The organism is Tamlana crocina, from assembly GCA_040429635.1.
Lineage (GTDB): Bacteria > Bacteroidota > Bacteroidia > Flavobacteriales > Flavobacteriaceae > Flavisericum > Flavisericum crocinum.
The window spans coordinates 2,647,888-2,674,268 of sequence record CP158972.1 but is presented as its reverse complement, the minus strand read 5'-3'; the positions used below and the strand labels follow the sequence as shown (position 1 = coordinate 2,674,268).

22 protein-coding genes and 1 tRNA gene are annotated in these 26,381 nt (G+C 38.4%); 16 read left to right on the top strand and 7 right to left on the bottom strand.

Annotation, left to right across the window (positions count from 1 at the left end):
• Positions 1-39: 39 nt before the first annotated feature.
• Both ABI125_11865 and ABI125_11860 read right to left on the bottom strand, forming a co-directional pair.
• The gene (locus ABI125_11865) at positions 40-2,463 is read right to left on the bottom strand and encodes a hypothetical protein (GenBank protein XCF05419.1); all 2,424 of its coding nucleotides are present in this window, start codon (positions 2,461-2,463) and stop codon (positions 40-42) included.
• Positions 2,464-2,523: 60 nt separating this feature from the next.
• Positions 2,524-2,676 (bottom strand): SsrA-binding protein, encoded by a 153-nt coding sequence (locus tag ABI125_11860; GenBank protein XCF05418.1) that lies wholly within the window; start codon positions 2,674-2,676, stop codon positions 2,524-2,526.
• A 625-nt stretch (positions 2,677-3,301) separates the two neighbouring features.
• Between ABI125_11860 and ABI125_11855 the strand changes: the two genes are divergently transcribed.
• Together ABI125_11855 and ABI125_11850 are read left to right on the top strand one after the other, a co-directional pair.
• Complete coding sequence (locus ABI125_11855; protein ID XCF05417.1) at positions 3,302-4,246, top strand: calcium/sodium antiporter; 945 nt, start codon at positions 3,302-3,304, stop codon at positions 4,244-4,246.
• A 101-nt stretch (positions 4,247-4,347) separates the two neighbouring features.
• Positions 4,348-5,349: a phosphatase domain-containing protein gene (locus ABI125_11850; GenBank protein XCF05416.1), complete on the top strand. Its 1,002-nt coding sequence runs from the start codon at positions 4,348-4,350 to the stop codon at positions 5,347-5,349.
• On the opposite strand, the gene ABI125_11845 is transcribed toward ABI125_11850, so the two are convergent.
• Positions 5,346-5,960, bottom strand: coding sequence for a deoxynucleoside kinase (locus tag ABI125_11845; GenBank protein ID XCF05415.1), 615 nt, complete (start codon positions 5,958-5,960; stop codon positions 5,346-5,348). The two genes, ABI125_11850 and ABI125_11845, sit on opposite strands and share 4 nt — an antisense overlap.
• A gap of 4 nt (positions 5,961-5,964) precedes the next feature.
• Positions 5,965-6,744: a hypothetical protein gene (locus tag ABI125_11840; GenBank protein ID XCF05414.1), complete on the bottom strand. Its 780-nt coding sequence runs from the start codon at positions 6,742-6,744 to the stop codon at positions 5,965-5,967.
• Positions 6,745-6,858: 114 nt separating this feature from the next.
• Between ABI125_11840 and ABI125_11835 the strand changes: the two genes are divergently transcribed.
• The 4 genes from ABI125_11835 to ABI125_11820 all read left to right on the top strand — a co-directional run bounded on the left by ABI125_11835 (position 6,859) and on the right by ABI125_11820 (position 11,535).
• Positions 6,859-6,941, top strand: a tRNA-Tyr gene (locus ABI125_11835).
• 198 nt (positions 6,942-7,139) lie between these two features.
• The gene (locus ABI125_11830) at positions 7,140-8,780 is read left to right on the top strand and encodes a CTP synthase (GenBank protein XCF05413.1); all 1,641 of its coding nucleotides are present in this window, start codon (positions 7,140-7,142) and stop codon (positions 8,778-8,780) included.
• Between the two features lie 83 nt (positions 8,781-8,863).
• Positions 8,864-10,756: a membrane protein insertase YidC gene (yidC, locus tag ABI125_11825; GenBank protein ID XCF05412.1), complete on the top strand. Its 1,893-nt coding sequence runs from the start codon at positions 8,864-8,866 to the stop codon at positions 10,754-10,756.
• A gap of 107 nt (positions 10,757-10,863) precedes the next feature.
• A complete protein-coding gene (locus ABI125_11820) occupies positions 10,864-11,535 on the top strand; it encodes a toxin-antitoxin system YwqK family antitoxin (protein XCF05411.1) in 672 nt (223 codons plus the stop codon).
• A gap of 73 nt (positions 11,536-11,608) precedes the next feature.
• Here the strand turns inward: ABI125_11820 and ABI125_11815 are convergent, their stop codons facing one another.
• Positions 11,609-13,462, bottom strand: coding sequence for a fasciclin domain-containing protein (locus ABI125_11815; protein XCF05410.1), 1,854 nt, complete (start codon positions 13,460-13,462; stop codon positions 11,609-11,611).
• Between the two features lie 178 nt (positions 13,463-13,640).
• Here ABI125_11815 and mnmA point away from each other — a divergent pair, with 178 nt between their 5' ends.
• From mnmA to ABI125_11775, 8 genes are all read left to right on the top strand, one after another.
• Positions 13,641-14,828, top strand: a complete 1,188-nt coding sequence (mnmA, locus tag ABI125_11810; GenBank protein XCF05409.1) for a tRNA 2-thiouridine(34) synthase MnmA — start codon at positions 13,641-13,643, stop codon at positions 14,826-14,828.
• Between the two features lie 18 nt (positions 14,829-14,846).
• Entirely contained in the window at positions 14,847-16,454 is a 1,608-nt protein-coding gene (locus ABI125_11805; GenBank protein ID XCF05408.1) for a S8 family serine peptidase, read from the top strand.
• Positions 16,455-17,396: a nitronate monooxygenase gene (locus tag ABI125_11800; GenBank protein ID XCF05407.1), complete on the top strand. Its 942-nt coding sequence runs from the start codon at positions 16,455-16,457 to the stop codon at positions 17,394-17,396.
• Positions 17,397-17,471: 75 nt separating this feature from the next.
• Positions 17,472-18,281 carry a helix-turn-helix transcriptional regulator gene (locus tag ABI125_11795; protein XCF05406.1) on the top strand — a complete coding sequence of 270 codons (810 nt, stop codon included), beginning with the start codon at positions 17,472-17,474 and terminating at the stop codon, positions 18,279-18,281.
• 95 nt (positions 18,282-18,376) lie between these two features.
• Positions 18,377-20,848, top strand: coding sequence for a TonB-dependent receptor (locus ABI125_11790; protein ID XCF05405.1), 2,472 nt, complete (start codon positions 18,377-18,379; stop codon positions 20,846-20,848).
• 264 nt (positions 20,849-21,112) lie between these two features.
• Positions 21,113-22,489 (top strand): MATE family efflux transporter, encoded by a 1,377-nt coding sequence (locus ABI125_11785; protein XCF05404.1) that lies wholly within the window; start codon positions 21,113-21,115, stop codon positions 22,487-22,489.
• Positions 22,490-22,498: 9 nt separating this feature from the next.
• Complete coding sequence (locus tag ABI125_11780) at positions 22,499-22,726, top strand: hypothetical protein (protein ID XCF05403.1); 228 nt, start codon at positions 22,499-22,501, stop codon at positions 22,724-22,726.
• A gap of 3 nt (positions 22,727-22,729) precedes the next feature.
• The gene (locus ABI125_11775; GenBank protein ID XCF05402.1) at positions 22,730-23,311 is read left to right on the top strand and encodes a phosphatase PAP2 family protein; all 582 of its coding nucleotides are present in this window, start codon (positions 22,730-22,732) and stop codon (positions 23,309-23,311) included.
• Between the two features lie 4 nt (positions 23,312-23,315).
• Here ABI125_11775 and meaB read toward each other — a convergent pair whose 3' ends face one another.
• A complete protein-coding gene (gene meaB / locus ABI125_11770; GenBank protein ID XCF05401.1) occupies positions 23,316-24,389 on the bottom strand; it encodes a methylmalonyl Co-A mutase-associated GTPase MeaB in 1,074 nt (357 codons plus the stop codon).
• Positions 24,390-24,533: 144 nt separating this feature from the next.
• Positions 24,534-25,088 (bottom strand): DUF2911 domain-containing protein, encoded by a 555-nt coding sequence (locus ABI125_11765; protein XCF05400.1) that lies wholly within the window; start codon positions 25,086-25,088, stop codon positions 24,534-24,536.
• A gap of 174 nt (positions 25,089-25,262) precedes the next feature.
• Here ABI125_11765 and ABI125_11760 point away from each other — a divergent pair, with 174 nt between their 5' ends.
• Both ABI125_11760 and ABI125_11755 read left to right on the top strand, forming a co-directional pair.
• A complete protein-coding gene (locus ABI125_11760; protein XCF05399.1) occupies positions 25,263-25,814 on the top strand; it encodes an RNA polymerase sigma factor in 552 nt (183 codons plus the stop codon).
• Positions 25,798-26,370 carry a hypothetical protein gene (locus tag ABI125_11755; protein ID XCF05398.1) on the top strand — a complete coding sequence of 191 codons (573 nt, stop codon included), beginning with the start codon at positions 25,798-25,800 and terminating at the stop codon, positions 26,368-26,370. The genes ABI125_11760 and ABI125_11755 overlap by 17 nt, the downstream gene beginning before the upstream one ends.
• Positions 26,371-26,381 lie beyond the last annotated feature (11 nt).

Sequence of the window (26,381 nt, the reverse complement as noted above, 5' to 3'; positions counted from 1 at the left end):
AGCTAGTTGATTTTCATAATGAAAAATAAACTGTCGTTATTAAAAATCAATTTCCAAGCAGTGCAGCTTATCAATAAAAAAGTACTTATCTGTAATATCGGTGATTTCAATAGAAGATCTGGTGCCGCGTAATAAAATAGATTTAATCGGGGAGTTTTGTAATTGCGCAATTTGCGATGTGGATATGCGTCCCTTAAAAGAAAAATTACCACATTCAACACCCCAAGAATGATAAAAGGAAACGGTTTGGTTGTTTTCCAATTTAACCTTTACACTCGAACGATTATGAGACATGTAGCTGGCACAGCCTAAGCTTTCGGATAGATTAAAAAAAATGTTCAATTTTCTGCCATGCCTGTATAATTCTATATTTAAGTTTTTACTAAGCGAATAAGGCTCGGTTTGTATGTTTTTTATTTTGTAAAAGTCGTCGTATTCATTAATCAAGTAATTGCACGAAGTACTTCGGGTAGCTTCTTCGGGAGCAGGTTTGCTGATTTCTTTTGGTTCAACAGTAACTGCGGTTTTTTGTTCTTCTTCAATTTTTAACTGCGTTTCGTGCTCTGCCTTGGCTTTGGAGAGGTATTCCTGACTTTTTAATTTTTGAAGTTTTTTTCTTTCCGCTTCAACCTTCGCAACGGAATCCAGTCGTTGTTTTTCCAATAATGCCAAACGCTTCTGTTCTTCGGCCTTGGCGATGGAATCTCTTTTTCTTTGAGCCGCAATAGCCTTGCGAACAATTTCTTCAATTTTAGCAATGGAATCGGCTCTTTTTTGAGCCAAGAGTTTTAGCCTCTCGGTTTCTTTGATTTTCGCTAGTGAATCCTTTTTCCGTTGGGTAATCAATGCTAATCGCTTTTGCTCTTCAACTTTTGCGATGGAGTCTAATCGTTGTTTTTCGAGAAGTGCCAACCGTTGTTGTGCTTTGATTTCTGCAATGGAATCGGCTCTTCTCTGTGCAAAGAGTTCCAATCTTTGAATCTCTTTGATTTTCGCTAACGAATCCTTTTTCCGTTGGGTAATCAGTGCTAAACGTTTTTGTTCTTCAACTTTTGCGATGGAGTCCAATCTTTGTTTTTCGAGAAGCGCCAATCGTTGTTGTTCTTTGGTTCTGGCAACGGAATCGGCTCGTTTTTGCGCCAAGAGTTTTAGCTTTTCGGTTTCTTTTATTTTGTCTAACGAATCCTTTTTTCGCTGGGCAATCAGTGCTAATCGTTTTTGTTCTTCAGCTTTTGCGATGGAGTCTAATCGTTGTTTTTCGAGCAGCGCCAATCGTTGTTGTTCTTTGATTTTGGCAACGGAATCGGCTCTTTTTTGAGCCAAGAGTTCCAATCTTTCGGTTTCTTTTATTTTGTCTAATGAATCCTTTTTCCACTGGGCAATCAGTGCCAAACGTTTTTGTTTTTCAACTTTTGAGATGGAGTCCAGTCGCTGCTTTTCAAGCAGGGCCAATCGTTGTTGTTCCTTGATTTCTGCAATGGAATCGGCTCTTTTTTGAGCCAAGAGTTTTAGCCTCTCGGTTTCTTTGATTTTCGCTAGTGAATCCTTTTTCCGTTGGGCAATCAATGCTAATCGCTTTTGCTCTTCAACTTTTGTGATGGAGTCTAATCGTTGTTGTTCTTTGATTTCAGCAATGGAATCGGCTCTTTTTTGAGCCAAGAGTTTTAGCCTCTCGGTTTCTTTGATTTTCGCTAGTGAATCCTTTTTCCGTTGGGCAATCAATGCTAATCGCTTTTGCTCTTCAACTTTTGCGATGGAGTCTAATCGTTGTTGTTCTTTGATTTCAGCAATGGAATCGGCTCTTTTTTGAGCCAAGAGTTTTAGCCTCTCGGTTTCTTTGATTTTCGCTAATGAATCCTTTTTTCGTTGCGCAATGAGTGCCAAACGTTTTTGTTTTTCAACTTTTGCGATGGAGTCTAATCGCTGCTTTTCTAGAAGTGCCAACCGTTGTTGTGCTTTGATTTCAGCAATGGAATCGGCGCGTTTTTGGGCCAAGAGTTTCAATCTTTCGGTTTCTTTGATTTTCGCTAATGAATCCTTTTTCCGCTGGGCAATAAGTGCCAAACGTTTCTGTTCTTCTGCTTTTGCAATGGAATCCCCGATTTTTTCAGAGTCTTTAACCAAGTCATTTTCTTTCTGCTTTCTTTCTTCAATGGCCCGTTGTTTGGCTTCGTCTTGAAAAGCATAGTAAAGGTCCATCATGCTCTCGTTAACTTCAAGGTCATCAACCGAAACATAACCTATTTTTCCTTTATGCCTAATTTTGTAAATGTCTTTTCCTAAATATTCAAGAACAATACAAACGTCGTTTTGATTGAATTCGGCAATGGTTTCAGAAAAATCGTTTTGATGTTTAGATAAAAAACCATCCTGATAAAATGTGGTGCGCACCGTTTTATTCTGTGCATTTAAATACGGCACAAAAAACAGCGAACAAATAAAAAGGACTATAATTTTATGCATAGGTTTTAGTAGGATTTGGGCTAATGTAAACATAATGAAACTTAAACATATCAAAGATAACTAATCTAACGTATTTTTGGTAACATACCAGCGCCAACCAATTATGGCCATTTGTAGCTTTGTGGCTTTCGATAAGTCCAATTGTCGTTTTGAATAGCTTGGCAAGATAGCTTTGTTGACTTTTGCCAATAATTTAAAAACTTGTTTCTTCATGTTGCTTTTTCAGTCTTTTTTGAAGACGAAGCAGCATTTAAGTTGCTTTTTTTAAAATGAGCAGAAACCTAAAATGATGCTTGCTGTTACAAAAATAGTAAAACTTATTCTAGACTAAGTTTTACATATTTTAAGTTAAATAATTGAAATGATGTAAAGAATTATTCCAATTAAGAGTTTGGCAAGTGTAATCATATTTTTAGGTTTAAAAGGTTAGTTTACAAACGGTTTTTTGTTTGTGTTTTTTGAAGATATGGGTTTGCCAAACTGTTTGCCAAATGTTTTGATTGAAATCGATGAATTTGAATACTGGTTTGTAAGTGAAAAAATAGTTTTTGTTTTAAAAAGAAATATATTCTCTTTTATTTGGTTTATAAATGAAATAAAATTTGATTCATTTTATGAATTTTGAAATATATCAAGGTCATTTTTACTGCTGGTTTTAAAAGCCAAGGGGCATTTCATTTTCAAAAAGGCGTTTTTTGCCCAATTCATCTTTTTTGGATATTTCAGGAAACAAGTTTCTCTTAATGAATTTGAAACTAAAATTAAGCAAAAACTAAAATTCGTATTCTTAAACAGATTTAGATATTTAGTTTCATTTATATTCGCAAAAAAAAATGTTATGAGTCTGTTATTGGTAATCCTCGGATTTGTTTTATTGGTTGTTGGTGGCGAATTTTTGGTGCGTTCTTCAGTAGCGCTGTCATTTAAGTTTAATATCTCAAAAATGGTTATCGGGATGACGGTAGTTTCTTTTGCCACTTCGGCTCCAGAATTATTGGTGAGTCTTCAGGCAGCTTTATCAGGTTCGCCGGCCATTGCTATAAACAACGTTGTGGGGTCTAATATTGCCAACATAGGTTTGGTTTTAGGCGTAACTGCTATGGTTGGAGCCATAGCGGTAGATTCATCTTTTTACAAGCTTAACTGGCCGGTAATGATGGTATTTTCCATAGCGCTTTATTATTTTTTGTTTAATGACAGCTTGCTTTCAGCGTTTGAAGGCTCCATTCTGTTTATTGGATTGTTGTTATTTTTGGCCATACTTATTAAGAACACCAAAAAATATGCAGCCGCCGAGGAGGTTGACGAAACCTTGGCTATTGTGTCAAATTTCAAAATAATACTTTGGCTGCTTATCGGGGCACTTTCGCTTTATTTTGGTAGTGAATGGCTGGTTGAAGGCTCTAAGGAAATAGCGCGTGCTATCGGTGTAAGCGAGGCCGTAATTGGTGTGTCCTTAATTGCCATTGGTACCAGCGTACCAGAATTGGCGGCTTCGGTTATTGCAGCGGCCAAACAGGAAAAGGCTATTTCATTGGGTAATTTAATTGGCTCTAATATCTTTAATATTGGTTCCGTTTTGGGGTTAACGGCTTTGATAAAGCCCATTCCGGTTACCGAACTGCAAATATTAACTAACGATTTATTCTGGATGCTCGGTTTCGCCGCAGTATTATTACCCATGGTGTTTTTGCCAAAACGCTTGCAAATAAGCAGAGCCAAAGGCTTTGTTTTAGTGTTGGGTTACGGTGTGTTTATGTTTTTAGTGTTTACACTCAAGTAAATTTCAAGTTTGAAAGCCAGAAAGGTTTAGTTTTTTTGAATTTGTTGTTATTTTAGACAGAATTATAGAAACGCTTTAAACGGTACAGTAAATTATAGAGAATGTTTAAAAAAGACCCGCTTCAAATTATTGCGTTTCAAACTTATAGTAGTTTCAATCGTTTATATTTAAGGGGAAGAGCGTTAGAGGATGAAAACATAGACCTCGAAAAGAAAGGAGCGTTTAAATTGCTACTGAATGCGTGGAAAAGATTTGAAACCGATGAAATAAAGAACGCCAAAATTAGGGTAAAGCTCGGCGACGATAAATTTTTCTATACCAAAACAAACCACCGAGGCTATTTTCTTTTGGATGAACGCGTAGAAAACTTAAAAGATTATATAAATGCTGAAGGTTGGGTGAAGTTAGAGTTTTCGTTTGAAGCCCAAAAATTAAAACGAACCATACAGTCCGACAACCGTTTTCCGGGTGAAATGCTTATACCATCCCAAAATAGTTCCTTTGGAGTTATCAGTGATATTGACGATACCATTTTGCATACCGGATTAGTGTCCATTTTAAAATGGCGGGTACTAATCAATACGTTTTTAACATCGGCGGGAAGACGATTGGCTTTAGAGGGTACACCCGAATTTTATCATCTGTTGCACCGCGGAAAAACGGGACGGGAAGCCAACCCCATATTTTATGTAAGTCACAGCCCGTGGAATTTATACCGATATTTGGAATATTTTCTGAAGAAGAATAATTTTCCCAAAGGCCCCATTATTTTGAGAAGTTTTCCGAAGCCCTTTTCAAAAAAGGTAAAAGGGGAGAAGCCCCAAAAACAAAAGGAAATTCTAAATCTTTTAAAAACCTATCCGAAGCTAAAATTCATCTTGATTGGCGATAGCGGCGAGCACGACCCCGATATTTATATGGAAATTGCCAATGCATATACAGAAAATGTCATGGCTATTTATTTACGTACTGTAAACCACAAGTCTAAAATGCAGCGCGTAAAATCATTGTATAAAAACTATACTGTTTCTCCCGTCCTCTTGGTGGAAAATAGTGAGGAAGCCATAGCGCATGCTAAAAAGCATGGTTTTATTGCACCTTAAAAGAGGCCGTTAATTTCGGCATCAATGGTGTTGATTACATATCCTAAATCTTCAGGATTATCAACAAAATTCAAATTATCCACATCAATAATCAGCAGTTTGCCTTTGTCGTAACCATGAATCCATGCCTCGTAGCGTTCGTTTAAACGGCTTAAATAATCAATGCTAATGGAGTTTTCGTAATCACGGCCACGTTTATGGATTTGTGAAACCAAGTTAGGAATGGAGCTACGCAGATAAATCAATACATCTGGCCCCTGAACCAACGATTGCATCAAATCGAAGAGCGAAGAATAGTTTTCAAAATCGCGGTTGGTCATTAACCCCATGGCATGCAGGTTTGGTGCGAAAATATGGGCATCTTCATAAATGGTTCGGTCTTGAATAATGTCCTTGCCACTTTGTCTAATCTGCAATACTTGCCTAAATCGGCTGTTAAGGAAATACACCTGTAAATTAAAACTCCACCGTGCCATTTGGTTGTAAAAATCGTCCAAGTAAGGGTTGTCTACAACGTCTTCCAATTGGGCCTCCCAATTGTAGTGTTTGGCGAGTAGTTTGGTTAGAGTGGTTTTTCCAGCGCCAATGTTTCCGGCAACAGCAATATGCATGGCTTTAAAGGGTTTTTAATTGCAATTTGTAAAGTATTTCGCTGTCGTAAATATACAAGGTTTCGTTGGTTAGTGAAAACCCCTTTATCGATAAATGCGGAATTTTTATTTTCTGTGGGGTAGTACCGTTAGCTTTTAAAAAGAATAGTGTATTATTTTGTTTAAATAATAGATTTTCTCCCGAAATGTCTATGGAAGTGAAATCGGTATTTTCAATTTTTTTGACCAACGAACCAAAATAATTGTAAACGTAAAGGTAGTTTTGGGTAAGCAGCCAACAATAATTGTAATTACTTTTTAAATCTAAAACCTGACTTTGTACGGGTGCCGTTTGGGCTCGGGTGGTTTTGGTTTTATAATCAAAAAGTTCCAGTTTTTGCAGATCTTGATTGAAAATCCAAATGGAATTATCAAAACCCGTAGACACATGACTTATATTTTTATAAGGTGAAATGGAGTTAAAGTCTATTTTGAAAATTTCTGCCAATCGGTTATCCAAAATAATGACTGTGTTGAAGTCTTTATAAAATAGATTGATTTTTAAAGGGTTAAATGCATCGGCAGAGTAAAGTTGCCCCAATTGAAGATTATTGTAAGTTAGGTTTTGTTCAGGTGTTTTTTTGAGAAACACATCTTTTTTTGTGTAATAAATGGTGCCAAAATTATCGACGGTTATTAAACTATCTAATTTAATATCAGTAGATTCTATCAGATTGGCTTCCATGTTTTCCTGGGAAAAGCTGAAAAAAGGCAAAAGGAATATAAAATAAATAAAGTGTTTCATGAACCTCAAAATTACAAAAACCAAGCCGCTGAAGTGCTTACACTAAAATTTATAAAAATAGTATCTTTTTTGTTTGCAGAATAAATAAACAATAATATATTTGCGCTCGGTTTTGGGGAGATACTCAAGCGGCCAACGAGGACAGACTGTAAATCTGTTGTTTTTTAACTTCGCAGGTTCGAATCCTGCTCTCCCCACAAAAGCAAGTTCATTTTGAACTTGCTTTTTTTGTTTGTTCGTATTTTAAGTTTTTGAAAAACAGTGCTTTTGTGTGTTTTATGGCGTGCCAAATACCGTCATGAAATGTTGTTAACAACTCCTCTTTAAATAACTAAAAAACATTTCGGCATTAACTGTTTTAATTTTGTAAATTTGCCTGCGTTTATAAGCGCATCATGACAAGTACAGCAAAATACATCTTCGTAACCGGCGGGGTTACGTCATCACTAGGAAAAGGTATTATAGCCGCATCGTTGGCAAAACTATTACAGGCCCAAGGTTACCGAGTAACCATTCAAAAATTAGACCCTTATATTAATGTCGATCCGGGTACACTTAATCCTTATGAGCATGGCGAATGTTATGTAACGGAAGATGGTGCCGAAACCGATTTGGATTTAGGCCATTACGAGCGCTTTCTTAATCGCCCAACTAGCCAGGCCAATAACGTAACTACAGGGCGTATTTACCAAAGCGTTATCCAAAAAGAGCGTCGAGGCGAGTTCTTAGGAAAAACGGTGCAAGTTGTACCTCATATTACTGATGAAATTAAAGAACGTATCCAAATCCTCGGAAAGTCTGGTAAATACGATATCGTAATTACTGAAATAGGCGGAACCGTAGGTGATATTGAATCGTTACCGTACGTTGAGGCCGTGCGCCAATTGCGTTGGGATTTGGGTGATAATAACGGTGTAGTGATTCATCTTACTTTAGTGCCGTATCTTTCGGCTGCGGGTGAATTAAAAACCAAACCCACTCAACATAGTGTGAAAACCTTGATGGAAAGTGGAGTACAGGCCGATGTTTTGGTATGTAGAACTGAGCATGATTTACCTTCAGATTTAAGAAGAAAATTGGCATTGTTCTGTAACGTAAAGGAAGATGCCGTTATTCAGTCTATCGATGCCTCAACCATTTACGATGTACCTAACTTAATGTTGGAAGAAGGGCTTGATAAAGTGGTGTTAAGAAAGCTGAATTTAGACTGTTCAAAACCAGATATCGCTCAGTGGAACCAGTTTTTAAAGCGTCATAAAAACCCGAAAGACGAAATCACCATAGGGTTGATTGGGAAATATGTAGAGTTGCAGGATTCCTATAAATCGATTTTGGAAGCCTTTATTCACGCGGGTGCTGAAAATGAGGTGAAGGTTAATATTGAGTCGGTACATTCAGAATATATCAATCAAGACAACGCCGAATTAAAACTAGGACATTTAGATGCCGTTTTGGTTGCTCCCGGTTTTGGTGAGCGTGGTATTGAAGGTAAAATTGATGCGGTGAGATATGTACGCGAAAATAATGTGCCGTTTTTAGGTATTTGTTTGGGTATGCAAATGGCCGTTATCGAATTTGCCAGAAACGTATTGGGGATTGAAGGCGCCGATTCGGTTGAAATTAATGCAGAAACCGAAAACCCAGTAATTGCCCTCATGGAAGACCAAAAAACCGTAAAGGATAAAGGAGGCACCATGCGTTTGGGAGCTTGGGCTTGCGATTTAAAAATAGGCAGTAAAGTACGCGACATTTATAAAGCAGAAAGTATTGCCGAGCGCCACAGGCACCGTTACGAATTCAATGGCGATTACAAAGAGCAGTTTGAAGCCGCTGGTATGAAAGCCACTGGATTAAATCCAGATACTGGCTTGGTGGAAATTGTAGAACTGCAGGACCACCCTTGGTTTGTGGGGGTTCAATACCACCCAGAATATAAAAGTACCGTGGCCAACCCACATCCACTTTTTGTGGCTTTTGTAAAGGCTGCCCTTAGTAGCAAGAAAAAAAAGAATGCCACAGTGTCACAAAACAAATAAATGGTTAGTTTTTTGATTTAACACAACGATATTAAAAAAGGCCTGACTGGTTTTCTTAACTGGTCAGGTCTAAACATTAAACAATGGAAGAAAAAAAGTTAGATATCAATTCGATTGTTGGGTTTATCCTAATTTTTGGAATATTAGCCTATATGCTTTGGCAAAACCAACCTACTCCAGAAGAGTTGGAGGCCCAAGAAAAAGCCAAGCAAGAACAAGTTGAAGCGGAGAAAAAGGCCAAAGAACAGCAACAAAATGTAGCAAATACGAATACCGATTTCGTAGTAGGTTCTGGATTGGATTCACTTCAGCAAGTACAGTTACAGAATAAATTGGGCGCTTTTGCTTATTCTGCGATGCAGTCGTCAGAAGGTGAAACTCTGGTTGAAACCGATTTGTTAGCTCTAAAATTTAGTCATAAAGGTGGAGCACTTTCAGAAGTAAAGCTGAAGAAGTTTGTCGATTTCAATGCTGATCCTATTTATTTGGTAAAAGATAACAATGCGGCATTCAATATTAATTTCGGAACGACGGACAGCCGTGTGTTGAATACACAAGATTTACCTTTTGTGCCTTCGGTTACCAAAAATGGTGATTTGACCGTGGTTTCCATGAAATTGAAAGTTTCAGAAACTAAGTTTTTGGAGTACCGTTATGAGCTAAAAGATAACGATTATATGATGGGCTTTACGGTGCGTTCGCAGGGCCTTTCGGATGTTATTAACAGTTCGCAGCAAATTGATTTAGACTGGAAACTGAAAGGTTACCGTCATGCCAAAAGTATTTCGTATGAAAACCGATATACCGATATCCACTATGAATACGAAGATGGTAAGGATGATTATACCGGTGCCCGCGATGCCGATGAAACTATTGAAGAGGTATCATGGATTGGCTACAAACAGCACTTCTTTACTTCTGTTTTATTAACCGATTCGCCTTTTAAGCGTGCGCATTTAACCTCGCAAAATTTGGTGGAGGACGAAGCCATCGATACGGTATATACCAAATTGTTCACTTCAAAAATTCCATTGGAATTGCAGGGTGGTGAGATTAGCCAAAGTATGGATTGGTACTATGGCCCCAGTGATTTTAAAGTGCTGAATGCCTACGATAGAAATTTGGATGAAATTGTGCCATTTGGTTGGGGCATTTTCGGGTGGATAAACCGTTATGTGTTTATGCCATTATTTGCCTTTTTAGGTGGTTTTATGCCTTACGGAATCGCTATTGTGGTGATGACTATTTTGGTAAAAATTTGCCTGTCGTTCGTTCAGTACAAGCAGTTTTTATCCCAGGCCAAGATGAAAATTTTGAAGCCGGAATTGGATGAGATTCGCGAAAAGTACAAAAACAACAAAATGAAGGCGCAACAGGAAACCTTGGCCTTACAAACCAAAGCGGGAGCGAGCCCTATGGCGGGTTGTTTGCCAGCGCTTATTCAGTTGCCGGTGTTTTATGCGCTGTTTCAGTTTTTCCCTTCGGCCTTCGATTTGAGACAAAAAAGTTTCCTTTGGGCAGACGATTTATCATCTTATGATGTTATTGCCAACCTGCCGTTCAATATTCCGTTTTATGGAAACCACGTGAGTTTGTTCCCTATTTTGGCATCCATCGCTATTTTCTTTTATATGCGATTGACCACTGGACAGAATATGCAAACGCAACCACAACAGGAAGGTATGCCCGATATGGCAAAAATGATGAAATACATGATGTACTTCTCGCCAATAATGATGCTGTTCTTCTTTAACAACTATGCTTCAGGTTTGAGTTTGTACTATTTCATTTCAAACTTGATTAGTATCGGAATCATCTTGGTCATCAAGAACTTTATTTTGGATGAGGATAAGATCCATGCTCAAATCCAAGAGAAAAAGAAACAACCTAAAAAACAAAACCGTTTCCAGAAGAAAATGGCTGAAATGATGGAGCAGGCTGAGCAACAAAAGCAGATGCAAAATAAACGGAAATAGTTTTTTATTTAAATTTAAACTGAAAAGCTGTCATAACTTTATATTGGCAGCTTTTTTGTTATATGAAAGTTTCAAATTACACGTTAATAATCTAAAATAAAATCCAGATGAAAGTTATATATACTTTATTAATATCTATAGTTTTTACAGGTATTGCCGTAGCACAAAGTTTCAATCAGTTTGATGACAACGGAAAGCGGCACGGTAAATGGCAAAAAAAGTATGAAGGGACGGATGTACTAAGGTACGAGGGCGAGTTTTTCCACGGAAAGGAAATCGGTTTGTTCAAGTTTTATAAAAATTACAGGAATAAAGCGGTTTTATCGGCTACAAAACAGTTTAATCCAGAAAACGAATTAGCTGAAGTAAAGTTTTTTACTTCTAGTGGGAAATTGGTGAGTGAAGGAAAAATGGATGGGAAAACTTATGTCGGCACTTGGAAATATTATCAAAAAAATAATGAGAACCTTTTAACGTTGGAGCATTATAATGATAAAGGGCAACTGGATGGAGAACGTTTTGTGTATTATCCAAATGAACAAGTGGCCGAAAAACAAAATTATGTAGCGGGAAAACTTCATGGTGAGTCGGTGTGGTATTCTGAAAACAATGTTATTGTAAAATCGTATCACTACGAAAATGGAGAGTTGCACGGACCTGCAAAATTTTTCAATAAAAAGGGCGAGTTGATTTGTGAAGGCAACTACAAAAATTCTGAAAAACATGGGGTTTGGAAATATTACGAAAATGGTAATTTGGCCAAACAAGAAACGTTTTGAACTAAAAAAACTCCTTAAATAATTAAGGAGTTTTTCATTCATAGCACTTTTTTTAACTAACCAACCAAAAATTTTAAAGTGGAGGCAATATAACCTTGTCTATAACATGTACAACGCCATTTGAGGCTTGAATATCAACTAACGATGTAACGATGTTGCTTGTTCTTCCATTAGCATCGGTTAAAGTAAAGGCACTTGCGTCTGCTTGTATATCGCCTCCTAATGTTGTTACGGTTCCTGTGGCTAACTGTGATGATTGTACGTTAGCATTGACAATATGGTGTAGCAAAACTGAATTGACAGTAGAAGTAGGGATGTCTGTAAGAGCACTCACTTCAAGTTCTGTTAGTAAACTTGCAAAGGCATCGTTGGTTGGTGCAAATACGGTAAACGGTCCAGCTTCAGGATTTGACACCGTTTCAATATAAGGTACGGTTGGGGTGCCTGTGTCGGCATAAGCTAATGCATCTACAAGAATCGATAAAGCAGCATTACTAGTAGCAAACGTTGCAATGGTTGGTAAGTCGATAACTTTATCTACAATATGAACAACACCATTTGAAGTCGATACATCTGCCGTGGTTACCGTGGCGCTGCCGTTAAACATTACTCCAGCACTTCCGTCGAAATATATACTTAATTTAGAATTATTTGGTCCGCCGGCCATGGTGTTGGTGTATCCCATAGCTCCGGCTAAATCAGACGACATAATATTGGCATCTGGAATAACATGGTTTAATAAAATTTGAGTTAAAACATCATTTGGTACATCTGCCAAAGAATTAAATCCTTTTTCATTCAAAAAAGCAGTAAAGGCAGCGTTGGTTGGAGCTAATACGGTTCTGTTTCCTTCGGCAGAAAGTGCACCAACTAAATTAGCTTTAACAACGGCATCCACTAAAATGCTTAAATCGGCAACCGATTGGGCAGTTTCTACAATATTCGGCTCTTCGGCTTCTGGTAAAATAACTTTATCGATAACGTGAACGACACCGTTAGTTCCTTGTATATCTACTAAAGAGGTCACAATATTGCTCATTCTTCCATTAGCATCGGTTAAGGTGAATGCATTGGCATCGGCAGTGATGTCTCCGCCTAAGGTAGAAACGGTACCGGAAGTCAACATACTCGATTGAACGTTCGCATTTACAATATGATTTAGTAGTACAGCATCAACGGTTTCGGTGTCAATATCCGTAAGGGCAGAAACATTAAGCTCGGCCAATAAAGACGCGAAAGCATCGTTGGTGGGAGCGAATACAGTAAAAGGTCCCGCTTCTCCGTCAGAAACGGTGTTAATGTATGGCACTGTTGGGTTACCTGTGTCGGCGTAGGCTAAAGCATCAACTAAAATGGATAAGTTTGAATTTGTGGTGGCGAATGTGGCAATAGTAGGTAAATCTATAACTTTATCTACAACGTGTACCACTCCATTTGAGGTTTCAATATCGGCAATTTGTACAGATGACATACCGTTAAAGGTCACACCTGAAGAGCCATCAAAATACAAACTTAGATTGCTGTTATTAGGACCTTCGGCCATAGTATTGGTATAGCCAGAGGTATTGACCAACGAAGCTGAATAGATGTTAGTGTCGGCGATAACGTGATTTAATAAAATTTGAGTTAAAACGTCGTTAGGTACATCAGATAAAGAGTTAAAGCCTTTATCCTGTAAAAACGCTGTAAAAGCGGCATTGGTCGGAGCCAAAACGGTTTTGTTCCCTGAAGCAGAAAGGGCATCTACCAAACCTGCTTGCACTACAGCATCTACTAAAATGCTTAACTGGCTTGAGGTTTGTGCTGTTTGAACAATGTTCAAACTAGGTTGCATGTTGTTGTTGTCGTCGTCATCATTACACGATGTCATGAAGAACATAATCATCACGAAAGATGCGATTTTTGAGATTGTTTTTAAAGTGTTCATAGCTCTTAAATTTTTTTTGTTTAGCAAATATATAAAAAAATTAAACAAAAATATATATTCTGTTTATGTTTTTTTAAAATAAAATAAACATTTTTCCTTTTTAACCCTCCAATCGCCAGCTTTTAATACGTAATAAATAATAGATTTATATGTATCTTTGCAGCTTAAAATTTTGCATATGAAACGGGTAATTATAGGGCTTTCAGGTGGTGTAGATTCTAGTGTGGCGGCATATTTACTTAAAGAACAAGGTTACGAAGTCATTGGGCTGTTTATGAAGAATTGGCACGACGATTCGGTAACTATTTCGAATGAATGCCCTTGGTTAGACGATAGCAACGATGCGATGCTTGTAGCAGAGAAGTTAGGCATCCCCTTCCAAACGGTCGATTTAAGTGAACAATATAAAGAACGTATTGTTGATTATATGTTCCAAGAATATGAAAAGGGAAGAACGCCCAACCCAGATGTGCTTTGCAACCGTGAGATCAAATTCGACGTGTTTATGGATATTGCTCTGGAATTGGGGGCCGATTACGTGGCTACTGGCCACTATTGCAGAAAGGGAACTATTGAAAAAGATGGCCAGAAAACCTATCAGCTTTTAGCTGGGATTGATGGGAATAAAGATCAATCATACTTTTTGTGCCAACTTTCGCAGGAGCAATTAAGTAAATCGTTGTTCCCGATAGGCGAACTCACCAAAACGGAAGTGCGCGAAATCGCTTCGAAATTAGATTTGGTTACCGCTGAAAAGAAAGATTCTCAAGGTCTTTGTTTTATAGGAAAGGTGAAATTGCCCGATTTTCTTCAGCAGCAATTAAAGCCTAAAGAGGGTGTTATTGTTGAAATTCCGAAGGAGCAGGAATTGTATAATGATGTAGAAAGAACCTTTATTTCTGAAGAAGACAAACTGAATTACCTGTCGCGTAAACTGCAGTATAAAAGAGATTACGGAAAAGTGGTGGGTAAACACCAGGGCGCACATTATTTTACTAAAGGGCAACGAAAGGGATTGGCCGTTGGGGGTACGCCCGAGCCTTTGTTTGTGATTGATACCGATGTTGAGGAAAATATTATTTACACGGGGCAAGGTAAAAACCATCCGGGTTTGCTTAAAAAAGCATTGTTTGTAACTAACGAAGAACTGCACTGGGTTCGTGAAGACTTAGCACTTAAAGTTGGTGAAACCATGCAGGTAAAAGCGCGCATACGTTACCGGCAACCATTGGAAGAGGCGACGTTGCACAAGGTTGAAAGCGGACTGTATGTAGAATTTGAAAATTTTCAATCGGCGATTACCGAAGGCCAGTTTGTAGCATGGTATATTGAAGATGAATTAGTTGGGTCGGGAGTTATTTCGTAAATTGTCATCAAAAATACTATGACAAAGGGCCTGATTGTTTTTAGTCTTCTCTTGTTCCAGCTTGTGGCTATGGCTCAAGAGGATGCTTGGGTGTATTTAATCGATAAGGAAAATATAGCCCAAGCTTTAGCAAATCCAGCTTCCATTCTTTCAGAAAAGGCCATCGACCGTAAAAACAGGCACGGCATTGCTATTGATGAACGCGATGTGCCGGTTAATGAAAATTATATTTCCCAAATAAAAGCGGCGCCGGGTATTGCGGTTTTAGCCAAATCGAAATGGATGAATGCGCTGCACGTTCGGGGCAGCCAATCTGATATTGAAAATTTGCAGGATAATTTTTCCTTTGTTGAATCCATAGAGTTTGCCGATAGAAATAAAAATGCTTCCAAAGGTGAAGAGGTTAAGCAAAAGCGTAAAACAGAAACCGTTTTAACGGCGTTTAATTATGGTAAGGCACTCAATCAAATTGAAATGATTAATGGCGACCAGTTGCATCTTTCAGATTACACTGGTACGGGGGTAACCATTGCTGTTCTCGATGGCGGCTTTCCGAATGTAAATACCATGGCGGCTTTACAACGCTTAAGGGACGCAGGTAATCTTAAAGGAGCTTATGATTTTGTAAACAGAGATGATGATGTATATACCAACACAGCCGGTAATCATGGTACTTTGGTACTCAGCACGATGGCTGCATATCTCGAGGGGCAATATGTGGGAACGGCACCTGACGCATCTTATTATTTGTTTACAACCGAGGATGGTACAAGTGAAAATCCCGTTGAAGAAAGTTACTGGGTAGAAGCGGCTGAGCGTGCCGATAGTTTAGGGGTAGATGTGATAAACTCATCACTTGGTTACGGCAAAACCTATGACAATCCGAATTATGCCTACTCACCGTCAGATTTTAACGGAAACACCACTTTTGTTTCACGAGGTGCTAACATCGCTTTTGAAAAAGGTTTGCTGATAGTAAATTCTGCTGGAAATTCAGGAAATAATGGTGTTGGGGCTCCAGCAGATTCTCCTGGCGTATTATCCATTGGGGCGGTAGATGCCAATGGCAATTACGCTTCGTTCAGTTCGGTGGGCAATTCCTTTCAACCTTCTCAAAAACCAGATGTGGTGGCCCAGGGGCAAAACAGTGTTGTTATAAACGAAAACGATGCAATTGGTCCGGCTAACGGCACCTCGTTCAGTTCGCCCATATTGGCTGGTGGTATTGCCTGTTTATGGCAAGCCTTGCCCAACAAAACCAATGTTGAGCTTATGCAATTGATTCGTGAGTCGGCATCACAATTTGAAAATCCGGATAACTTTTTGGGCTACGGTATTCCCAATTTAGAGGTGGCTTTAAGTTCAGCTTTAGAAATAACAGGGCTTTCAAATGAAACGCCCATAAAAATGTTTCCCAACCCGGCTACTAATGAATTGTTTTTCAGCTTCAATAAAAATGCTACTTTTTACGTAGATGTTTTTGATGTGTACGGGAAGCATGTTTTAGCGTTTATATTAACCGATTCAAAATTTAAAGTGAATATTGCGTCATTAACAAATGGTGTTTATTTTGTAAACCTTCAATCATCAAACGAATCAAGAACCTTCAAACTTATAAAAAGGTAAATGCCGAATAAAATAACGGAACTTTTCAATATTAAATATCCCATTGTTCAAGCGGGGATGGTGTGGAACAGTGGTTGGCGGTTGGCTTCGGCGTCGAGCAACTCTGGTATTTTAGGATTAATTGGAGCTGGTTCGATGTATCCGGAAGTGCTGCGCGAACATATTCAAAAATGTAAAAAAGCTACCGATAAACCTTTCGGCGTAAACGTACCCATGCTATATCCAGACATTGAAAAAATTATGGATATCATTGTTGAAGAAGGCGTGAAGATTGTATTTACTTCGGCGGGAAATCCGAAAACTTGGACGGCTTGGCTGCAGGAACGCGGTGTTACAGTGGTGCATGTTGTGAGCAGTGTGAAGTTTGCTCTAAAAGCTCAGCAAGCTGGGGTAGATGCCATTGTAGCTGAAGGTTTTGAAGCTGGCGGGCACAATGGTCGGGACGAAACTACCACATTAACTTTAATTCCCATGGTAAGGGAGCAAGTGGATATTCCATTGATTGCAGCTGGAGGAATTGCGACCGGAAAGGCCATGTTGGCGACAATGGTTTTAGGGGCAGATGGGGTGCAAATAGGAAGTCGGTTTGCTGCTAGCGAAGAGAGTTCGGCGCATATCAACTTCAAACAAGCAGTGGTAAACGCCAAGGAAGGCGACACGCAGCTTACATTAAAAGAGTTGGCGCCTGTTCGGTTAATAAAGAATAAATTTTATAACGATGTTCAGGAGCTATATAAACTATCGCCAACAGTTGAGCAGTTAAAAGCATTGCTGGGGCGAGGGCGAGCCAAAAAGGGCATGTTTGAAGGCAATCTGGAAGAAGGCGAGTTGGAAATTGGCCAAATTTCAGGTCTTATTCACAATATAAAACCGGTGCATCAAATTGTTAAAGAGATTGTAAAGGAGTTTGAGGAGGCCAAGCAAAACGTTGCTCAATTATAATTTTTAATAGGGTGTTAAAGTATTCGTTTCTTCCATTAACTCTTAATAGATTTGTTGGGACTTAAATAGCCTCCATTGAGCGATCAAATTCTAACATACAATAAAATTACTTCGGTTAGCGATATAAAAATCGAACCTTTTGATGTTGCCAAACGTTATACCAAACCCCATAAACATAACAAGTATTTAGAGTTGGTATTTTTTACAAAAGGAAGTGGGTTTCATTATTTAGATGCCCAACCTTTTGAAATAAAACCACCAATTGCTTTTTTAATACATAATGACCAAGTGCATCATTGGAACATAGATTCGGTGCCAGAGGGTTTTGTAATTATTATTAAAGAATCGTTTTTAGAGCGTATAACCGATAATGCTGTTGGTTTTCAATTAAGTCTTCTGAAAGATTTAGAGCTCATTAATATTGATGAAAAAGACCAAGCCCTACCGTTGCTTTTTGAAGCCTTATGCTTTGAAATGAAACAGGATCAAGTAAATCAGGAATTTTTAGAAAGTGCACTAAAGGCGGTATTGTCGAAACTAATAAGTTACTCCAAACACAAAATATCCATAAATAAAACAAGCGTAGAGCATATGTTTTTAGAGTTATTGTCACAAAAACTAAAAAATAATGTGACCTTTTATGCCGAACAATTGCATACCACATCACAAAACTTAAATGCCACCTGCCAAAAATCATTTCAAAAGTCGGCATCCGATGTTATTGCAGAGTTTATTATCAAAGAAGTTAAACGTCAATTGCTCTATACCACAAAAAATATTAGTGATATAGCTTTCGATTTAGGGTTTAAAGACACCTCAAACTTTACCAAATTTTTCAAAAGACATACCGGAATGACACCGTTAAATTTTAAGAAAAACGAATAAACACTAATTACCATTTATTTTTCAAATACACCAAAATAGTTATAAAAGCTATGCTATCTTGCGCTGCAAATAAAAGAAGATAAAAGACAAAAACTATGATTAAAACCAAGTACATTTTATTATTAGCCCTACTATTACATGTCCTTTATTCCTACGGGCAAATAAAAGGTAAAATTGTTGATGAAACCGGTGCAGCTTTAGAGTATGCTACTGCCGCCATTTATAACCAAAAGAAGAGCGCGTTGGTAACTGGGGTGGTAACCGATTTAAACGGAAATTTTACCTTTGAAAACCTTAAAAAAGGCACCTATTACATTGAAGCCTCTTTTATTGGCTATGAGGCGCAAACGGTTAAGGATATTATCATTACAAATACAAACGAAACCATCGATTTGGGTACCTTGCAACTCACTTTAGGTAATGCCCTAAATGAAGTGGTTGTAAATGGAGAGCGTGCTACAGTAGTAAATAAAATTGACCGTCAGGTTTTTGATGCTGAAAAGTTTAAAAGTGCCCAAGGTGGATCGGGCATTGATGTCATTAAAAATTTACCTTCCGTAACCCTTGATGGCCAAGGCGAAATTAGTGTTCGGGGTAGCTCGGGTTTTGTGGTGCTACTCAATAATAAACCGGTGCAAGGTAATGCCAGTTCTTTAATAGCCCAATTGCCAGCTAATGTTATTGAACGGGTTGAGGTCATTACGGCGCCTTCTGCTAAATACGATCCCGAAGGAAAAGCAGGTATTTTAAACATTATAACTAAAAGAGGAGCCGTAAATGGGGCATTCGGACAAATAAATGTTAAAGGCGGTTTACCATCCATTGAAACTTATAACAACGATAAAGCCCATCAACGTTACGGTATCGACGCTACTTACAACATGCGAAATGATAAATGGAACATATCCTTAGGGGCTAGTTATCAGCGTAACGATCTTGGCGGTCGTAGGGAAGGAGATGTTTATACAATTATTGATGATATTAAAACACAATTTCCGTCAACGGGAGAGCGTAGTTTTGATGAAACTAATTATAGCGGACGTTTTACAGTAGATTTTACGCCCGATACCACCAATGTGTTTTCATTAGGGTTTTTCGCTGGAAAACGAAGCAAAGAACGACTGGCAGATATTGTGTATTATGATAACCATGCCGTAGATTTGAATAATGAAAACGACCGATTGTACACGTTTCAATATTTTAATCACAATTTAAGAGAACGAAAAAGTGACTTTGCATTGGGTAGTTTCGATTACGCACACACTTTTAAAAACTCCTCTAAATTATCAACTTCTTTGCTATACGAATACACACTTTTGGGAGGGCCAACCGTTAACCAAAATTTAGGCCATCCAGACAATAGTATTTTGTATCAAGATGAATATAATACCAACGATAATCCGTTGCACGGTGTTAGGCTTCAGGTCGATTACAGCTTTAAGCCATTTAAAGCTGGTGTGCTGGAAGCGGGCTATCAATACAGAAATTTAGATCACACCGGAGATTTTGTATATGAAAGGCGAACCGATTTTAATGACGATTTTACTTTAGTACCCGAGTTTTCAAGTGAAGTGAATTTACAACGTAGTATTCACTCGGTGTATGGTCAGTTTACAGGACATGCAGGAAAGTGGGATTATGCTGCAGGGGCTAGGGTTGAAGCTATGGACAGAACCTTGGAACTTAAAGACAAGGCGGGAGATATAGATGAAACTTATAATTACGACTTTGTAAAGTTATATCCTTCGGCATCTCTTCAATATGCCATAAACGATAAAACAGCTGTGAAAGCAGCCTTTAGTAAGCGTGTAGAGCGTACTACCACTTTTAAGATGAATCCATTTCCAGAGCGAGAGCATTCTGAAACCTTAGAGCAAGGTGATCCAAACCTGAGGCCAGAATTTATCGATTTGTTTGAACTTGGCGTTACTAAAAAGATAAAAGGAGGAAATTCCATTTTTGCGACGGGATATTTTAGAAACGTAAAAAACTTGGTAAACCGAGTAAATACAGTTTATAACGATACTATTTTAAACAGAATATACTCCAATGTTGGTTCGGCGAAAGCTATTGGTGCAGAGTTTGGAGCGCAAATAAAACCAACAAAAAACTGGAGCAACTTTATTGGTGCAAATATTTACAATTATGCTATTGATGGCGAGTTTGATAATCAACCAGTAGATTCAGATGCCACCATTTATTCCATAAATTTAAACTCTACTTACAATTTTTGGGAAAATGCTTCAATTCAATTTACGTTTAATTATTTGTCTGATAGGGTAACTGCTCAAGGTGAAGATTCCAGATATTACTCACCAAATCTAACTTTTCAAAAATCATTCTTAAACGATAGGCTTACCGCAACCCTGCAGTGGCAAAACATCGATATGGGGATGTTGAATACTAATGAACAGCGGATAACTACATTTAGGCCAAACGACTTTTATACGACAACCAATTACATTTACGAAGTAGACATAGTAATGCTTAACCTGTCGTACACCTTTAAAAACGGGAAAAACAAATCGAAATTTATTGATAGTGAATTTGGAAAAAGAGAGTTTTAAATAAAAATCTAGAAATTACAGGGAGGAATTTGTGTTCCTCCCTGTAGTTTCTGAAACCTTAAGCTTTACTTTAAATCCCTAAAAATTAAACTTAACTGTCTCGTATATTGCTATTTAATTAGCTAAAGGACAATGTGAATTTACAAAAAAAAGACGGCATAATAGGCATTCGTGGGCATAAAAATTAACATTTGTTAATTTTTATGCCCACGAATGTGTTAAGTAAAGGAGGTAAAACCGAAGCTTAACTGTTACATTTGCTGCATGAAAATATCAAAATACACCAAAGAATTCAAATACAACTGGCAATTGGCCGCCCCTGTTATGTTGGGGATGTTGGGCCATACGTTTGTTAGTTTTGTTGACAATATAATGGTTGGGCAGTTGGGGACCGCTGAGTTGGCTGCTGTGTCGTTGGGCAATAGTTTTATGTTCATAGCGATGTCTTTAGGTATTGGGTTCTCTACGGCTATTACTCCACTTATTGCGGAGGCCGATGCAGAACAGAATTTTTTAAACGGGAAATCATCTTTTAAGCACGGACTCTTTTTATGTACAGTTTTGGGGATTTTACTGTTTTTAATGGTGTTTTTTTCGAAACCCGTGATGTACTTGATGAAACAGCCTCTTGAGGTGGTCGAACTAGCTATTCCGTATTTGGATTTGGTTGCGGTGTCATTAATTCCGTTGATTATTTTTCAGGCGTTTAAGCAATTTAGCGACGGACTTTCAATGACAAAATACCCCATGTACGCTACTATTTTAGCCAATATCATCAATGTGATTTTGAATTATGTTTTCATCTTCGGAAAATTGGGCATGCCGGAAATGGGCATAGTGGGGGCGGCTTACGGCACTTTAATTTCCAGATTGGTTATGGTAGCACACATCTGGTATCTGTTGGCCAAAAATGATAAATCGAAAAACTATGTTACAAAAATCAAGTTTTTCATTTTAGATAAACTGATGCTGAAAAAAATAACCGATTTGGGCATGCCCAGTGCCATGCAAATGTTTTTTGAAGTGGCCATTTTTACGGCGGCCATTTGGTTGAGTGGGCTTTTGGGTAAAAACCCACAGGCAGCCAACCAAATAGCCTTAAATTTAAGTTCCATGACGTTTATGGTGGCTACTGGTTTAAGCGTTGCTGCCATGGTGCGAGTAGGAAATCAAAAAGGATTAAAAAATTATTTGGAACTCCGCCGCATTGCCCATTCTATTTTTTTGCTTGGTATTATTTTGGCCACGGTGTTTGCTATTTTGTTTTTAGTGTTTCATACCCAATTGCCCAAACTGTATTTAGATTATAACGATGTTGAAAACGCTATCGATAACCGGGAAGTAATGCAAATTGCATCAAAGTTATTGCTCGTTGCCGCCGTTTTTCAAATAAGCGATAGTATTCAAGTGTTGGTTTTAGGGGCGCTCCGCGGACTGCAAGATGTAAAAGTACCTATGGTGCTCGTGTTTGTTTCCTATTGGGTGGTGGGGTTTCCCATTTCGTGGTTTTTAGGAAAAGACAAGGCTTTTGCCAGCATTGGCATTTGGTTTGGACTTCTGGCGGGATTGACCGTGGCAGCAATTTTGTTGTATATTCGGTTTCATTTTCTAACTAAAAAGCTAATTTTGTCCAATAACTAATTTCAAATTATGTCGTTACCCAAGTTCATTTTAGGTGATAATTCCGATTATCCTTCAGCTATTTTTGTTATCCATACCGAATTTCCTAGATTTATCATCAATCTTGAAAATGATGAAGTGGAGTGGTTTGAGGATTTTGATGCCGAAGACCAGAAAGAATTGCAAACCGAAACTGAAAATGCCATTAAGTTGGCTACCGAGTTTTATGATGCTGAAATCGCAAAATACGAAGAGTAGTTTATGATAGAACAACTGATAGAACTTGATAAAGAACTATTCATTTATTTAAACGGACTGGGGGCTGAAAGGTGGGATGACTTTTGGATGTTCTACACCACTAAATTCAATTGGATTCCGTTTTATGTCGTTTTGGTGTATTTGATGTATAAACGATTAAATACTAAAATGTTCGTGCTGACTTTGGTGGTCGTGGCCTTGATGATTTTGTTTACCGATCAAGTTTCCAATCTTTTTAAAGGGTATTTTTTTCAACGCTTAAGGCCCTGCCATGACGAAACGGTGATGTACCTTATGCGATTGGTAAAACCTTATTGTGGTGGGCGTTTTGGGTATTTCTCGGGGCACGCTTCAAACTCTATGGCCGTGGCTGTTTTTACCAGTTTTATGCTAAAATCGAAATACAAATACCTTCCGTATTTAATGGTCGTTTGGGCTTTGGCCATGGGCTACAGCAGAATTTACATTGGCGTACACTTTCCATTGGATGTGATTTCCGGAGCTACTTTTGGTTTGTTTTCGGGTTACATATTTTACAGATTGGATAAGTATTTGCAAAGCAGATTTCAGTTGAAGGAAGAGTAAATGTTTATTCCAAACCGAGTAAATACTCGGCAGCAGCAAATGCCGTAGTTTTGTTTTCTGAAATCAGTTTTAATTGTTTGTCGAGTTCCGTTTTTATGTTCGGTCTTTGGAAAAAACGGGAGTTCAATTGGTTTTCAATCGTTTGTATGAGCCAATATTCGCTTTGCTTGTTTCGTTTTTCTTCGAAATAGCCATTTTTCGTGGTAACTTTTTCATACTCTAAAATCATTTGCCAAATCGCATCGATGCCTTCCCCGTTTATGGCACTGCAAAGTAAAACTTGCGGTTGCCACTGGGAGTCTTTTTCGGGGTAAAGGTTAAGGGCGCGTTTAAATTCGGTTTGGGCCAGTTTTGCAGGTTTTAGGTTGTCGCCATCGGCTTTGTTTATGGCAATGGCATCGGCCATTTCAATAATGCCGCGTTTTATACCCTGAAGTTCGTCACCAGCACCAGAGAGTTTCAATAGCAAAAAGAAATCGACCATACTATGTACGGCAATTTCACTTTGGCCCACGCCAACGGTTTCAATAAGAATAACATCAAAACCAGCGGCTTCGCATAAAATAATGGTTTCGCGGGTAGTTCTGGCCACACCGCCTAAAGATTCGCCAGAGGCTGATGGACGAATAAAGGCATTGTCATTTTTTGCCAATTGTTCCATTCGGGTTTTATCGCCCAAAATACTGCCTTTTGAAATGCTGCTGCTTGGGTCTATGGCCAAAACGGCCACCCGTTTACCGAGGTCGGTGAGGTGTTTTCCCAAGGCTTCAATAAAGGTGCTTTTCCCAACGCCCGGCACGCCCGTAATCCCGATTCGAATCGATTTATTCGCATGGGGCAAACACCCTTGTATAAGGGTTTTAGCTTGGTTGGCGTGTTTTTGGTTTTTGCTCTCAATTAAAGTAATGGCGCGGCCAAGAGCGGTAATATCTTTTTTTAAAATACCCTCAATTAATGTGTCTGAGGCAATTTCGGTTTTGCGATTTTCTTTGTATGATTTTATGGAATTGGCGTTGGTGGTTCCGGAAACTGAAACTCCTTTTTTTTCACTTAAAGCCGATTTGTTTTTTTTTGCCACGAATTATCGAATGTACTCCTAAATTACAAATTTATTTTGATTGAAAAAGTGCGGAGCATGAAGCATGAAGACCGAAAATCTCTTTCAGCGGCTTGGAATTTGGAATTTATGTTTGACCGCAAACTGCGACTGAATGCTGCAAACTTACTTCAACGGTACAGCAACCTTAACATCGTCCCACGCCATGGTTAACGATAAATTGTCGGTAGAATTATCGAAGGCAATGGTAAACTGTTCCACGGAATGATCTAATTCTTGAACGGGCACTTCAACATTCAGTACATCATAGTTGGGGTCCCACATGGGTTGCATTTGCGCGTTTACACCCCACGAATACTGTTTGGAATTGAACATGACCGACCAAGTAGAATCTTTTGGAACCGTCCATAACGTATATTTTCCAGCAGGCAGTTCCATCCCTTTTATCTCTAAAGCCTGGTTGGTCTCAAAGGTGGTCGCTTCGTTGGCTCCTGTTCGCCATACTTGGTTAAAAGGTACCAATCCGCCAAAAATTTCCCGTTCCTTTTTGTAGGGTCGGTTGTAAAACACCTTCATTTTTAAATCGTTCAGTTTAAACTCTACCGTGTCCTTCGGGCTCAATCTGCTATCAAAAATATTTTCAACAAAAGCGGAGTATAAAAATAAACCTAAAGCAATGATAGATAGTAGGATTAACAGGCGTTTTAAAAAGGTGTTCATATAGAGCAAATTAAAGAGGCACAAATATAATTTAAAAGGGATAACTACTAAAATGCAAACGTATATTTATTTAGCTTTGTTATGCACCCTCGAAAAAAATATGGGTTTTTTGCAACACCTTGTTTTTTTTATCGTCTTTAAAGTGAACTAACCGAAACCAGAAGCTCGACAAGCATGTTTCAAGTTGACATTATAGAACAATGTAAACAGAACAACCGTAAAGCACAATTGCAGTTATACAACCAGTACTGCAACGGGATGTATATTGTGGCCAAACGGTTTTTGAAAGATGCCGCCGACGCTGAAGATGCGGTACAGGAAGCCTTCATCAAAGCTTTTGAAAAACTGCACCAATTTGAGGCCGAAGTTACTTTTGGTGCTTGGTTGAAACGCATTGTGGTTAATAAATGTATCGACGTATTAAAATCGAAAAAACATCAACTTGTTGAGTTGAACGAGGTGCACCTTAAAGTAGTCGACACAGCAAAAAACGACAAATGGTTGGTTGAGGATACAGTAACCTTAAACGATGTAAAGGTGGCCATTGGCAAACTGCCCGATAAATACCAGTATGTAGTGATGCTGTATTTAATTGAAGGCTACGACCATCAGGAAATTTCAGAGGTTCTCGGGATTTCTGAAGTGGCGTCGCGAACGCAATTATCGAGAGGCAAAACCAAATTACAAACCCTATTAACACCCCAAAAAAATGGCACAAGATATTAGAGAATTATTCAAAAACGATGCGGTTTCGGGCGAAAGCATGCCAAAAAAGCACCAAGCACGGTTTTTGGAAAAGTTGGACAAAGCCATGCCCGTATCCAAAAAGAAACCCTTTAGCTGGTGGCAACTGGCGGCAAGTATTGTAGTGCTTTTAGGTTTGGGGTTCGGTGCGGTTAAGTTTTTTGAAACCCCTCCCATTCAAAGCGATAATAGTGTGGCAACAACACCAGTAACTGAAACCAAAACATTGGGCGATATTTCACCCGGATTAAAAAAGGTGGAAGATTATTACCTAGCCAGTATCAATTTGGAACTTTCTAAAATTGAATACTCGCCAGAAACGAAGGAACTTTTTGATGGCTATTTATCGCAATTAAATGAATTGGACAAAGAGTACAAACGCCTATCGGTGGAGCTGACCGAATCTGGCCCAAGCGAACTCACTGTTAATGCTCTAATCGATAACCTAAAACTCCGTTTAAATTTACTGTACCGTCTCCGTAATCAAATCAAATCATTAAAAAATTCAAACACCAACGACGTGGTACAATCCATCTAAAACAATCAAAA